The organism is Streptomyces barkulensis (assembly GCF_002843305.1).
Lineage (GTDB): Bacteria > Actinomycetota > Actinomycetes > Streptomycetales > Streptomycetaceae > Streptomyces > Streptomyces barkulensis.
Genome location: NZ_PGSG01000110.1, coordinates 43,553 through 56,665 on the forward strand (window position 1 = coordinate 43,553; position 13,113 = coordinate 56,665).

The following is a 13,113-nucleotide window of genomic DNA, read 5'->3' on the forward strand; positions in this document are numbered from 1 at the left end:
CGAGGGCGGCGGGGGCGGGGGCGGAAGGAGGATGCGGACGCGCCGGTGGCGCGGCGGTCCGGAGACCGCCGCGCCACCGGTTGTGGGGGGAGGGAGTGTGCGGAAGCCGCCGTGACCGGGGTCAGGAGGCGGTGCAGGAACCGAGCCTGGGCGCGTTCCAGTTGCCGTTGGCCATCACCGTGAAGCCGAAGCTGGTGGAGGATCCGGCGGCCAGTGTGCCGTTCCCGTTGGGCCGCATGGTCATGACGTTGCCGCTGGAGTCCCAGCTCGGGGTGCCGTTCCAGGTGGCGGAGATCTTCTGGGGCGAGGAGACGGTAACCGTCGTGGACCAGTTGGTGATCGGGGTGCTGCCGGCCTTGACGGTCACCCTGCCGTTGAAGCGGTCGCCCCAGCGTTCGGTCTGCTCGTAGGTGACGGTGCAGGAGGCAGAGTCGCCGCCACCGGTGGTCCCGCCGTCCGTGCCGCCTGTCGTCCCGCCGTCCGTGCCGCCCGTGGTCCCGCCGGAGTCGGAGCCGCCGAGGGCTTCGAGGACGCCGTAGTAGGCGGGCTTCTTGTTGTAGTTGCCGTCGAAGAGCAGCGGGGTGTCGGAGGAGCGCCAGGAGTACTTGTCGGTCACACCCCAGACGGTGATGCCGGTGCAGCGGGAGACGGCCAGGCACGCCTGGGTGACGCCCTTGAACTGCTCGGCCTGCGAGGAACCGGAGCCGGCGATGTCGAGCTCGGTGATCTGGACGTCGACGCCGAGGTCGGCGAAGTTCTGCAGGGTGGTGTGGTAGTTGCTGGGCACCGGGTTGCCGCTGTTGAAGTGGGCCTGGAAGCCGACGCAGTCGATGGGCACGCCGCGCGCCTTGAAGTCCCTGACCATGTTGTACACGGCCTGGGTCTTGGCGTGGTTCCAGTTGTCGGTGTTGTAGTCGTTGTAGCAGAGCTTGGCGTCCGGGTCGGCGGCCCGGGCGGTGCGGAAGGCCTCCTCGATGAAGCCGTTGCCCAGACGCTGCTGGAAGACGGAGTTGCGGCGCGCGCCGCTGGAGCCGTCCTCGAACGCCTCGTTGACCACGTCCCAGGAATGAACCTGGCCCTTGTACTGGCCCATCACCCGGTTGATGTGGTTGTTCATCGTCGAGCGCAGGTCGCTCGCGGACAGGTTGGTCACCCAGTTCGGCAGCTGGGAGTGCCACACCAGGGTGTGGCCGCGCAGCTTCATCCCCTGGCTGCGGGCGTGGTTGGCGATCCGGTCGGCGGTGGAGAAGTTGAACGAGTTGCGGGAGGGCTGCAGGGCGTCCCACTTCATCGCGTTCTCGGCGGTGATCGAGTCGAACTCGCGGTTCAGGACGCTCATGTAGTCCGACTCGCCCATCCGGCCGGCGGCGATCGCGGTGCCGAAGTAGCGGCCCTGCTCCGCGGCCGCTCCGGCCAGGGTGGAGGCGGCGGACGCGGTGCCGGTCAGAGCGGTGACGGTGCCTGCGGCCGCCAGCGCCAGAGTGGCGCCCACGACCAGCGCGTTGCGCAGCGCGGAGCGGCCGCGCCGGCCTGGTGTTCTGGGTTCGGGGGAGGTGCGGGGGGTGTCGGTCACTGCGGTCCCTTCGTCCGTGGCCCGCCTTCGTCCTGCCGGGGCAGGACGGGACGCCGTCGGGCCGGTGGTGCCGTTCGCGGCTCCTGGCCCCGCCGACCGGCGCGAGGCCGGTGACAGGTCCATGGCGATCAGCAACGATCGAAGTGGAGTATGCGCTGACCACGAGTCAGCGTCAATGCTTTCTTCCGGAAAAGTTTCGGACGTTATCGAGGTTCACTTCCCTTGTCTGACATGGCTGTTGGAGCATGCGAAGGGAGGGATGGATCGAGCGGGACATGTTTCCAGTCGAAAGTTTCGGTAGTTTTCCGGATGGAGTGAGGGTCGTTCACCGAACGGCTGCGAGCCCCGGCCCCGGACAGCACAAGGCCGCGCCGCGACGAGGGGGAGGGGCGTCGCGGGCGCGGCCGCACCATGCGCGTGCCCGGCGATCCGCCGCTCACACCCGGCCGGCCGTGGAAAATCGATCCACGTCCGCCTTCCCGGGCCGACCTCCAGCGGACGGCTCCCGCAGGGACTGTGACGGCGCATCACCCGATCGGCGTATTCGCCTCTCCGGCCAGGGGCGATGTCACCGGAGCCGGTGCGGCACTTCCATCACCGTCCCTCGCCCACATGGCCCACCGCGCCGTTTCGCGCCGCGCGCCGTGGGAACCCGCCGCGAGCGGCAACCGAACGGCACCACGTACGGCGACGTACGGCGAGGGACAGAGGGACAGATGCAGATCGGCTACAAACTGGCGGCGGAGGCGTTCGGGCCCGCCGAACTCGTCCGGCAGGCGGTCCGCGCGGAGCAGGCCGGTTTCGACTTCGTCGAGATCAGCGACCACTACCACCCGTGGCTGGACAACCAGGGCCACTCGCCGTTCGCCTGGACGGTCCTGGGCACCATCGCGGCGAGGACCGAGCGCATCGGACTGGCCACCGGCGTGACCTGTCCGACCGTGCGGTACCACCCGGCGATCATCGCCCAGGCCGCCGCGACGCTCGCCCTGCTCTCGGAGGGCCGGTTCGTCCTCGGCGTCGGCGCCGGCGAGCGGCTCAACGAGCACGTCGTCGGCCGGGGCTTCCCGGCCGTCGCCGCGCGCCACGAGATGCTCCGCGAGGCGCTGGAGATCATCCGGCTGCTGTGGCGCGGCGGGTACCGGTCCTACGAGGGCAAGCACCTGCACCTGGAGGACGCGCGGGTCTTCGACCTCCCCGAGGAGCTCCCGCTGATCGCGGTGGCCGCCAGCGGCCGCCCGTCGGCGCGGATCGCCGCCGAGCTCGGTGACGGGCTGTTCGCGACCGAGGCCAAACCGGAGATCCTGCGCCGGTACCACGACGCCGGCGGCTCCGGCCCCGCCTACGCCGAGGTGCCCGTGGCCTGGGCGCTCGACGAGCACACCGCGGCCCGGGCCGTCCTGGAGACCACCCGGTGGGCCGTCACCGGCTGGAAGGTCATGAGCGAGCTGCCCAACCCGGTCAACTTCGCGGCCGCCACCACCACCGTCCGCGAGGAGGACATGCTCGCCAACTTCGCCTGCGGCCCGGACCCGGCCCGGTTCGTGGAGATGGCGCAGCGGTACGTGGACGCGGGCTTCGACCGGCTGGTGCTGATGAACGCCGGCCCCGACCCGGACGGCTTCCTGGAGTTCTACAGCGGCGAGCTGGACCAGCGCATCCGCGCACTGTCGCCGCGCCCGGCCGGCTCCTGAGCGGACCCCGCACGGCGGAGGGGGTACGGAGGGGGTACCGCCGCAGCACCCCCTCCGTACCCCCTCCGCCCCGTTCCGGGGCCGGGGTCACCCGCGCTTGCCCGGGGCGGGCGTCACCTGCGCCGACAGCGGTACCGCGATGTCCTCCAGCGCGCGCCGCTCGGCCGGTACCGCCAGGAGGACGGCCACCAGCCCGGCCACGGTCATCAGCCCGGCGCCGAACAGCCAGGCGGTCACGGAGAGCAGCAGTCCGGAGAGTATGTACGTGCCGGAGATCATCACGCGGCGGCCGACGGTGTCGAAGAACCTGCCCAGCAGCAGCGGGCCGAAGAAGTTGCCGACGGCGATGACGGCGAAGTGGTAGCCGGTCGAACCGGTGCCCACGTCGAAGAACGTGGTCAGGATCGCGCCGAAGCCGAAGGTGATGGCGTTGCAGAGGAACGCCCGGCCAACGAAGAGCGACAGCCCCAGCACCGCGCGCTTGCGGTAGTGGGAGAAGACCGTGCGGGCGATCGTCCCACAGCCTCGCCCACGGCTGGACGCCGTGGGCGGCCCGGTCCCGCAGGAGGTCGTGCATGGTGCGGGCACGGCGCCCTGAGCAGGGGCACCGGACGGTGGCGTTCGCCCCCCGGGTCTCACCCGCCCGCCTCCGCCCGCGCATCCGGATTAGGGTGTGGGCGCCCGACGGCCCGACGGCCACATCCGCGACCCACCCAGGAGCCCCGCCGTGCAGCACCCCGGAGGACCCGAGACATCCGCCGCCGACCGGGCGGCCGCGGACAGCACCGCGTTTCCCGGCAGCGGCCGGCGCGTGCTGGTCAGCGGCGCTTCCCGGGGGCTGGGCCGGGCGGTGGCGCGGGCGTTCGCCGCCAACGGGGACACGGTGGCCGTGCACCACGGCAGCCGCCGCCAGGACGCCGAGGCCACCTTGGCCTCCCTGCCCGGCGACGGGCACGTCCTGCTCGGCGCCGACCTGGCCGACCCGCGGCAGACCGCGGAGCTGGCGGACGCGGCGGCCGAGGCCCTGGGCGGCCTCGACGTCCTGGTCAACAACGCGGCCGTCAACACCCCGCACCCGCCCGCGACCACGGAGTACGACCACTGGTGCGCGGCCTGGCGGCGGCACGTGGACGTCAACCTGCTCGGCACGGCGAACCTCAGCCACGCCGCCGCCCGCCACATGATCGGCCAGGGCACCGGCGGCCGGATCGTCAACGTCGGCTCGCGCGGGGCGTTCCGGGGCGAACCCGACCACCCCGCCTACGGCGCCACCAAGGCCGCCGTCCACGCGCTGGGCCAGTCCCTGGCCGTCGCCCTCGCCCCCTACGGCATCGCCGTCACCTCGGTGGCGCCGGGCTTCATCGACACCGAACGCGTCACCCACCGCCTGACCGGCCCCGAGGGGGAGGCCATCCGCGCGCAGAGCCCGTACGGGCGGGTGGCCTCGCCCGAGGAGGTGGCCGAGGCGGTGCTGTGGCTGGCGTCCCCGCGGGCCCAGTGGAGCGCGGGCGCGGTACTGGACCTGAACGGGGCCTCCTACCTGCGGACCTGAGCGGGGCCGGCCCGCCCGCCCGGACGGGCCGGCCCCGCTCAGGCGGCCCGGTCGGTCCGGGCGGAGCCCGCCTCCCACCGGCCGAGGCCGAAGACGCCGAGGTCGATCGCCTCCGCCATCGCCGCGTGGCCCGCCGCGTTGGGGTGGTAGCAGTCCGCCTCGTACTCCGCGCGGATCCTGGTCGGGTCGGCCGGGTCCCGGACGGCGGCGTCGAAGTCGACGACACCGTCGAACAGCCCGCCGGTGCGCACGAACTCGTTCACCGCCAGCCGGTTGGCCTCCTTGGCGCCGCCGGCGGCGTTGCACATGGGCATCAGGGTGGCGCCGACGACCTTCAGCCCGCGCTCGCGGGCGCGTTCGGTGATCTCCCGCATGGCGTCGATGACCTGTTCCGCCGGGGCCGGAGGAGCGAACTCGCCGCCGCCCAGATCGTTGGTGCCCTCGAACAGGACCATGTACCGCGCGCCCGCCAGGGCCAGTACGTCGTCCTCCAGCCGGTCGGGTGCGGGCGGCCCGCAGCACTGGCCGGTGGGGTCGTAGGGGTTGGGCTGGCGGCTGACGGTGTTGCCCGAGATCCCGGCGTTGGCGACGGCCAGCTGCCGGTGCGGGGGAAGGGCGTTGATCCGGCGCGCCAGCAGGTCCGTCCACCGGTCGCCGCCCCCGGTGGCGTTGTGGCCGGAGGTGTTGGAGTTGCCCAGGGCGACGATGGTGCCCGCCGCGGGCGTGCGGCCGTCGACGACGTCCACCCACCACAACTGGCCCGGGTGGTACCCCGGTTCTTCCGACAGCCCCCGGTCCTGCTCCGGATAGGAGGCGTCGCCGGTGTCGCGGGTGTGGTCGCCGGGCAGCGACAGGAAGCTGCCGGGAGGGTTCGGGGTGGGCGGGGGGAAGGTGTGGTCGTTGACCGGCGCGCCCGGCGCGTACAGGCTGACCGCCAGGTTCTGCTGGGCGGACACCCGCAGCGGCACCGGGTCGCTGTAGACGCGCTCGCCCGGTGCCAGGGTCACCCGGCCGCGCCCGCCGAAGGTGAGGGTGCGCAGGGAGCGGGGGACGAGGTCGGCCTCCCCGACCCGCCGCTGCAGCCCGATCGTGGCGGAGCGGAAGACCGCCGGGCGGTCGCCGTACGGGTTGCCGATCCGCACCCGCAGCCAGGTGGCCGACACCGAGGCGCGGGCGATGTTGCGCACGGTCAGGTCGGGGGAGGTGCCGTGCGCCCCCTGGAGACTCGCGCTCCAGATCGCGCTGCGGCCGCGCGCCGGCCCCCGCTCGCGTGATCCGGCCTCACCGGCACCGGCACCGGCACCGGCACCGGCACCGGCACCGGCACCGCCTCCGGCACCGGTGCCGGAGGCGGCGGCCGGGGGAGCGGCCAGCAGGGGGAGCAGCAGGGAGACGAGCAGTATCAGCAGCGGGGCCGGCCACACGCTCCCGCGGGCGCGGTGTCCGCCGCCTCTCGGCGAAGACGTCACGGCGTTCCTCTCGTTGGCTGGTGCGGTGGGCTTACCGGGCGTCGAGAAGCTGAAGTCGTGCGTGGTGACAGGCGGTTCGGGAGGGCGGAACACGCGGCGCACGCGGGGTGGGCGGGCCGCGCCCCCGCACAGTAGGAACGCCCCGGCCGGGGCGTCAACACCACCTCGACGCAGCCCGGCGGCACCCGTTCGCGGGGGCCGGCGCCCCCGAAGGGGGCGTGTGCCGCGTACGGTGCGAACGGAGCCGTCCGGCACACGCCCGGCACCCCCGACCCCGGCACGAGGAGCCCAGCACCATGGACACGGCCGTCTACCGCCACAACGGACTCGTCTGCGCCGACCACATCCTCCGGGTGCCCCTGGACCACGCCCGCCCGGACGGCCGGGAGATCACCCTGTTCGCCCGTGAGGTGACCGCCGCCGGGCGGGAGGGGGAGGACCTGCCCCGGCTGCTGTGGCTCCAGGGCGGTCCCGGACACCGGGCCGAACGGCCCGACACCCCGGGCGCCTGGCTGCGCGAGGCGCTGCGCGACCACCGCGTCGTCCTGATGGACCAGCGCGGCACCGGCCGCAGCACCCCGGCCGACCGCCGCACCCTCGCCGCCCTCCCGGACGCCGCCGCGACCGCGGCCCACCTGGCGCACTTCCGCGCCGACTCCATCGTCCGCGACGCCGAACTGCTGCGCCGCCACCTCGCCGCCGACGGCGAGCAGGACCGCCCCTGGACGGTGCTCGGCCAGAGCTTCGGCGGGTTCTGCGCCCTGACCTACCTGTCCCTGGCGCCCGAGGGACTGGAGAAGGTGATGATCACCGGCGGCCTGCCCTCCCTGACCGCGCACGCCGACGACGTCTACCGAGCCGCCTACGCCCGTGTGGCGGACCACAACGAGCGCTACTTCGGCCGCTACCCCGGCGACCAGCGCCTGGCCGACGCCGTGGCCGGGCACCTGGAGCGCGAGGACGTACGGCTGCCCACCGGCGAACGGCTGACCGTGCGCCGCTTCCAGACCCTGGGCAGCGCCTTCGGCGGTGTCTCCTCCTTCGACTCCCTGCACTACCTGCTGGAGACCGCGTTCGTGCCCGGTGCGCGCGGACCGGAGCTGTCCGACACCTTCCTGCGCGGCGTCGAGGCCGCCGTCTCCTACGCCGAACACCCCCTGTACGCCATCCTGCACGAGGCCATCTACGCCCAGGGCGGCCGGCCCACCGCCTGGTCCGCGCACCGGGTCCGAGAGGAGTTCCCCGCCTTCGACGCCTCGCGCGGCGGGCCGCTGCGCTTCACCGGGGAGATGGTCTACCCCTGGCACTTCGAGGAGGACCCGGCGCTGGAGCCGCTGGCACAGGCCGCCCACCTGCTCGCCGGGCGCACCGGCTGGCCCGCGCTGTACGACGCCGACCGCCTGGCCGCCAACCGGGTGCCGGTCGCGGCGGCCGTCTACCACGACGACATGTACGTCGACCGCGAGCACTCCCTGCGCACCGCCGCCGCCGTACGCGGCCTGCGCCCCTGGATCACCAACGCCCACGCGCACGACGGCGTACGGGTGGACCCCGCCGTCTACGGCCGGCTGCTGGCCATGGCGCGTGGCGAGATCTGACGGCCGCCCCCGGCCGGGGGCGGCCGTCAGATCTCGCCGGCCTCCTCCGGTGCGTCGACGTCGTACCAGTCGTCGGCCAGCAGGCCGGCGTGCGACGGCTGCACCCCGGCCTGCACGGTGCCGTCGGCGGTGACGAACCGCAGGTGGGCGGCGAGCGGCCGGCTCCGCCCGTCGGGGCTGACGCAGACCGACCCCGGTTCCAGATAGACGTACTTACCCGGCTGGATCCAGCCGCGGCGCGCCATACGGCGGCCGTCCCTCAGAAGCTTCAGAGCCGCGGAGAAGTCCATGGGGCCGAACGTAGCGGACCGTCCGGGAGGCCCTTGAACACCGGGTGCCGGATGCGCTATGGGGAGGCCCGCCCGTCGAATCCCTCACATCCGTCACATCCGTCACAGCCGTCACAGCCGTCACAGCCCCACGACGCCGTCCGAGGCCGTGAGCTCGTACTCCAGCGTGATCTCGCGCCTCTCGCCGGGGGCCAGACGGAGGGTGTAGCGCACCATGCCCTCCGCGTCGACGCCCTCGTCGGGCTCCGGCAGGCACGCTTCCCGGCGCAGCCGCACCTCGACGGCGGAGACCTCCGAGACCGGGACGCGCTCGCGGACCACCACGACCGCCGCCTCCCCCTGCGGGGAGGAGTCCAGCCGGGAGACGAACAGCCGCACCGTACGGGTGATCACCGTGCGGTGGTTGACGCCGCTCAGGCCCGCGGCGCCGCGGCTCTCCTCGACATGGCGCACCACCCGGTAGGTGTCCTCGCTGCCGAAGGCCAGCGAGACCTCCTCGCCCTGCCCGGTGAACGGCAGTTCGCCGCGCCCGGTGAACCCGCCGCCGCGCACCAGGTCCACCGGCCCGGCCAGCAGCACGTGCCCGGCCCCGTTGGCAGCCCTGGCCACCCTGGTCACCAGCGGCGACAGTTCGGGTGCGCACTCCAGCCCGGTGCGGCACGGCGCGGTGAACGCCGACAGGGACACCCGGTGGGGGCGCCCGTCACAGGCCACGTCGACGGGCGCCGCGGCGGTCATCACCCGCACCTCGCCGCCGTCCGACAGCCCGGGAAGCTCCGCGTCCGCCCCGCCGGGCCCGCCCGGGACGGACTCCTCCCCGACCGTCCGCACCTCCTCCTCGCGCAGATCCACCTCGACCCTGCGCCGCTCCGCGGCAGAGCGCTCCCGCAGCACCAGTTCGTCCTCGTACAGGGCCGGAGGACCGGAGGCGAGGGTGGGCCGGGCGGTGGACAGCGACAGCCGCACCCCCTTCCAGTCCTCGCCGGTGCGCTGCCACACCACCGCGTCGGTCTCCAGGCGCACCGACCGCTCGTCCCCGGCCAGCGTCGCCCGGTACGCCGGCCGCCACAGGGCGCAGGGCACCAGATGGGTCAGACGCAGTACGGCGGGCCCGGCGCGGTCGGCCTCGACGACCACCTCGACGACCGCCGTCAGCTCCTGCGGCTCCTCCTCGGTGCGCCGCAGAGCCCGGCGCGCGTCCTCCAGTTCCTCCTCCGCGCGGAGCAGCCGGCGCCGCAGCACGTGCAGTTCCCCGGCACGCGCCTCGTCCTCCTGGTCGATCCGCTCCATGCGGTCCGCCCAGCGCTCCGGATCGGCCGAACCGGCCCCGGCGCCCTCGGCGACGTCACGGTACAGCTCCGCCCCGGCCTGGGCGACGACCGCGAGGCGGCTCTCCAGCCGCTGCCGCAGCCACCGCGCGTCGCGCAGCTCCTCCTCCAGATCGTGGACCCTGCGGCGCAGCTTTGAGGCGTCCTCGCCCGGGCGCCCGGGGCGCGGGGGCGCGTATGTGCGCACCACGCGGGCGTCGACGACCCGGACGCCGCCCGCGCCGCCGTCCCCGGCCGGTACCTCCGCGCGCAGGGAGCGGTCCACGGCCAGCGGCGTCACCGGGCCGACGAGCAACCGCTGCGCGCCCGCGGCCAGTTCGACGCTCCCGCGCCGCTCGACCTGGGCGCGGTCCTCCATGCACGTCACGGCGGTGACCGGCAGGGGGACCGGTTCCCGGGGGGAGGCCGGCGCGCCGGGGCCGGCCATGTCCTGGGGTGCTTGAGTCATGGTGTGGATCAGTCCCTCCGGTTCCCGCCGACCAGTGCCTTCCCCGCGGGGATCCGCACCTCGTATCCGCCCCTGAGGACGGTGGTCCGGCCCGGCTCCAGCTCCACCCGCCAGATCCGCGCACCGCGCACATGGCGGCCATCGCCCCAGCCCTCGTCGTCGAGGGGCCTGCCGGGGTCCGTCCAGGGCGGCTCGGCCGGGCGCTCCTCGATCCGCACCTCCTTGTCGGTGCTGACGGGCACGCGTTCGCGCACCTCCACCGTGATCCGGTGCGCGAGGCGGTTGGCGATCTCGACCTCGACCGCGTGGTCGAGCACCGTCGTCCCGCCGCGCAGCCCGGCGGTGGACTCGCGCAGACGGGTACGCCGCGCCGCCTTCACGCTCTCGACCGCGCCGATCCCCATCCCGCGGCGCTCCCCGGGCGCGAGGGTGGGCAGCGGCGCGGTGAGGACGAAGTCGCCGTCCACGACGACATCGGCGGGCCCGGCCGGCAGCGGGTGGCGGGAGGCGTTGGTCAGCAGCACCGTGCCGTACACGGTGGGGTCCACCGACGGCACGCACACGTACCGAGGCACCGTCTCCACCGGGATCTCGCGGACGGGGACGGTGTGCCAGGCCCCGTCCGCGGCCACGTCCACGGGGGCGGCCGTGTCGTAGCGGTGGTGGAAGGAGCCGGCCGATTGCCGTACGTCGGCCGCGTGGGCGGGCCGCGCCAGCCGCGCCACGGACTCGGCCCGCCGCCGGTGCTCGGCGACGGCCGTGCCCAGTTCGTCCGGCGCGGGCCGCAGCCTGCCGCGCCGGCCGGGCTCGTCGGGGCCGGCCAGCGTCAGGCCCGAGTAGTCGAGCATGCCCTCGGCCGGGCCCGGCGGGGACGGCCGAGGAGACGGTGGCGGGGGAGCGGCCGCCGCCCCGGGAGCGGCCGGGGCGGCCAGGGCGGCCGGGGCGAGCGGCGCGGAGGCCGCGGCGGGGGCGCCGTACGCGGCGAATCCGCGTTCAGCCTCGTGGAGCGCCCGGCTCGTGTCCGCCGTCTCCGCCGGTCCCGGCGCCGCGGCCGCACCGGCCAGGAGCGGCGGGGCCGCGGAGGCGGCCGGCGGCGCCCCGCCGGCCCGGGCGGGGCCGGGGCCGGACGGCGGCCCGGGCGGGACGGCCGCGTCGTACCCGGCGAACAACTCCTCCAGCCCCGGCGGGGGTTCGCGCCACCCCCGCGCGGCGGGCTCCTCCTGGCGCCGCCCGATCCGCAGCGACCGCAGCCGGGGGACGTCCGCGGGCCGCAGCAGGTCGGCGGTGGACAGGCCCAGCCGTACGCCCGTCCAGTCCTCGCCGGTGCGCTGGGCCACGCAGGCCCGCAGCACGAGCGTCCCGCCGGAGGCGGAGTCCGTGCCGTCCAGCCGCAGCTGGTACACCGGCGACCAGGTGGCCCCGGGCACGTGGTACTCGACCTCCAACTCCGCCTCGGAGGAAGCCCGGGAGGAAACCTGTTCGTCCCCGCCGTCGCTGTGCGGCGCGCCGTCCCCGGACCACTCCAGGGTCAGGACGGCGGCGGCCGACTCGCCCGCCCGCGCGGCGGGCAGCGCGCCGGAGGCCGCCTCCAGACGGTGGACGAGTACGTCGGCGTCGTGCTCCGCGTCGCTCAGTTCGTCCTCCACCGCCCGCAGCCGCCGCTGGAGCAGCGCCAGCCGGCCGTCCACGAAGTTCGCCAGCGCCAGCAGGGACTCCACCGGAGCCCAGCGGGGCGGGTCCCCGCGGCGGGGCTGCGGCGGTACGGCCCGCAGCTCGGACACCTTCCCGATCTCCGCGGTGAGCCGGTCGCGCCGCTCGCGCAGCCGGTCCAGCCGGTTCTCGGCCTCCTCCAACTCCAGTCTCAGGGCGGGCAGTTCGCGGTCCTGCCGGGGAGCGGCGGACCGCACCGGCCGTACGTCGGTCACCCGCAGTCCGGCCGGACCGGAGACGACCCGGCCGCGCAGCGAGTGGTCGTACAGGGAGATCGGCAGCCCCTCCACCCGGACACGTACAGCCGCGTTTGGAGCCGCCGGGAGACCGGGCGGCAGGGCGCAGCGGGCGCGCCGGAGGCACACGGCCCCGACGGCGTGCACCACCACGGACTCCAGGACCGAATCCAGCACGGCTTCCGGTGCCGGCTCCGGCACGGACTCCCTGCCGGATCCCGTACGCGCACCGCCGCCCGCGACCGCCTCGTCCGCCATACCGCCCCTCACGCCCCTCGCCCGACCGGTGACCGCACCATAGCCGCCGGACGGGGCGGCGCAGGAGACGTTGCGGCGGATCCGGGGCGTTCCGCCCTGCCTGCGCCGCCGGACTCCGCGCCGAGCGGCGGCCGTTCGTCCGCGGATCTCAGGAGAGGGACGCTTCACCCGCGTTCGCGCAGGTACGCATCCAACTCGGCGGCCCCGGCCAGCATCGCCCGACCGCGGGCGGACAGCCGGCCGTGCCAGTCGTGCAGCGCGGCCTCCAGCGGCTCCAGCCCGCCGGCCGTCCGCACCCGGTCGATCAGCGGGGCTATCCGCTCCAGCGGATAGCCGCCCCGCCTGAGCTGGTGGACCAGCCGGGCGTCCCGTACGTCGGCCTCGCCGTAGACGCGGTACCCGGTGCGCGGGTCGCGGTGCGGGCGGACCAGCCCGGCACGCTCCCACTTGCGCAGCGTCGCGGGCCGGACGCCGAGCCGCCCGGCCAGCGGCCCGATGAACATGCCGCCGGACCCGGACCCGGACCCGGACCCGGACCCGGACCCGGACACCGAGCCCGGCCCGGGGGCCGCACCGGGTTCCAGGCCGCGCAGGGCGCTCTCCACGGCCCGGAGGGTCTGCCGGTCCTCCAGGAGCTGGGAATGGCTCTCGTCGACGAGGCGGAACGCCTCCTCCTGAGCTCCCTCGTTCACCGCCCGCATGATCGCCGTCGCCGTCCGGTGGCCGTGGCCGGGCACCAGGGCCAGGAAGGTGCGCAGGGCCCGCGCGTGCAGCGGGGTGTAGGTGCGGTAGCCGTGGGGTGTGCGGTCGGCGGCCGGAAGGATGCCGGCCTCCTCGTAGTTTCTGACCGCCTGTGTGGACAGGCCGTGCCCGCGCGCCAGATCGACCGGCCTGAGCCGCTCACCACTTTGAAGGTTTCTCCCCATGAGACCGACGGTATCGCGGAAAAGTCTCCAC

9 protein-coding genes and 1 pseudogene are annotated in these 13,113 nt (G+C 74.8%); 3 read left to right on the top strand and 7 right to left on the bottom strand.

Annotated features, from left to right (window positions below):
• Positions 1–121: 121 nt before the first annotated feature.
• Positions 122–1,573, bottom strand: a complete 1,452-nt coding sequence (locus CUT83_RS25155; protein ID WP_420882462.1) for a glycoside hydrolase family 10 protein — start codon at positions 1,571–1,573, stop codon at positions 122–124.
• A 716-nt stretch (positions 1,574–2,289) separates the two neighbouring features.
• Between CUT83_RS25155 and CUT83_RS25160 the strand changes: the two genes are divergently transcribed.
• Entirely contained in the window at positions 2,290–3,267 is a 978-nt protein-coding gene (locus CUT83_RS25160; protein ID WP_101258119.1) for a TIGR03557 family F420-dependent LLM class oxidoreductase, read from the top strand.
• Between the two features lie 87 nt (positions 3,268–3,354).
• Here CUT83_RS25160 and CUT83_RS25165 read toward each other — a convergent pair.
• Positions 3,355–3,792: pseudogene (locus tag CUT83_RS25165) on the bottom strand (hypothetical protein); the annotation flags it as partial.
• A gap of 286 nt (positions 3,793–4,078) precedes the next feature.
• On the opposite strand from CUT83_RS25165, the gene CUT83_RS25170 reads away from it, so the two are divergent.
• Positions 4,079–4,819 (top strand): SDR family NAD(P)-dependent oxidoreductase, encoded by a 741-nt coding sequence (locus tag CUT83_RS25170; protein WP_240958223.1) that lies wholly within the window; start codon positions 4,079–4,081, stop codon positions 4,817–4,819.
• 38 nt (positions 4,820–4,857) lie between these two features.
• Here CUT83_RS25170 and CUT83_RS25175 read toward each other — a convergent pair whose 3' ends face one another.
• Positions 4,858–6,288, bottom strand: coding sequence for a GDSL-type esterase/lipase family protein (locus tag CUT83_RS25175; protein ID WP_206282658.1), 1,431 nt, complete (start codon positions 6,286–6,288; stop codon positions 4,858–4,860).
• 296 nt (positions 6,289–6,584) lie between these two features.
• On the opposite strand from CUT83_RS25175, the gene CUT83_RS25180 reads away from it, so the two are divergent.
• Positions 6,585–7,886 (top strand): alpha/beta fold hydrolase, encoded by a 1,302-nt coding sequence (locus CUT83_RS25180; RefSeq protein ID WP_101258121.1) that lies wholly within the window; start codon positions 6,585–6,587, stop codon positions 7,884–7,886.
• Positions 7,887–7,912: 26 nt separating this feature from the next.
• Here CUT83_RS25180 and CUT83_RS25185 read toward each other — a convergent pair whose 3' ends face one another.
• From CUT83_RS25185 to CUT83_RS25200, 4 genes are all read right to left on the bottom strand, one after another.
• Entirely contained in the window at positions 7,913–8,176 is a 264-nt protein-coding gene (locus CUT83_RS25185) for a Thoeris anti-defense Tad2 family protein (protein WP_101258122.1), read from the bottom strand.
• A 120-nt stretch (positions 8,177–8,296) separates the two neighbouring features.
• Positions 8,297–9,952: a DUF4139 domain-containing protein gene (locus CUT83_RS25190; RefSeq protein ID WP_240958195.1), complete on the bottom strand. Its 1,656-nt coding sequence runs from the start codon at positions 9,950–9,952 to the stop codon at positions 8,297–8,299.
• A gap of 8 nt (positions 9,953–9,960) precedes the next feature.
• On the bottom strand, positions 9,961–12,156 hold the full coding sequence (locus tag CUT83_RS25195) for a DUF4139 domain-containing protein (RefSeq protein ID WP_101258124.1): 2,196 nt from the start codon (positions 12,154–12,156) through the stop codon (positions 9,961–9,963).
• Positions 12,157–12,320: 164 nt separating this feature from the next.
• Complete coding sequence (locus CUT83_RS25200) at positions 12,321–13,082, bottom strand: TioE family transcriptional regulator (RefSeq protein ID WP_101258125.1); 762 nt, start codon at positions 13,080–13,082, stop codon at positions 12,321–12,323.
• Positions 13,083–13,113: the final 31 nt, after the last annotated feature.

Excerpts from the sequence above, each read along its gene's own strand:
- CUT83_RS25180 (WP_101258121.1), top strand. The coding sequence starts at position 6,585 with ATGGACACGGCCGTCTACCGCCACAACGGACTCGTCTGCGCCGACCAC.
- CUT83_RS25190 (WP_240958195.1), bottom strand. The coding sequence starts at position 9,952 with ATGACTCAAGCACCCCAGGACATGGCCGGCCCCGGCGCGCCGGCCTCC.
- CUT83_RS25160 (WP_101258119.1), top strand. The coding sequence starts at position 2,290 with ATGCAGATCGGCTACAAACTGGCGGCGGAGGCGTTCGGGCCCGCCGAA.
- CUT83_RS25195 (WP_101258124.1), bottom strand. The coding sequence starts at position 12,156 with ATGGCGGACGAGGCGGTCGCGGGCGGCGGTGCGCGTACGGGATCCGGC.
- CUT83_RS25200 (WP_101258125.1), bottom strand. The coding sequence starts at position 13,082 with ATGGGGAGAAACCTTCAAAGTGGTGAGCGGCTCAGGCCGGTCGATCTG.
- CUT83_RS25185 (WP_101258122.1), bottom strand. The coding sequence starts at position 8,176 with ATGGACTTCTCCGCGGCTCTGAAGCTTCTGAGGGACGGCCGCCGTATG.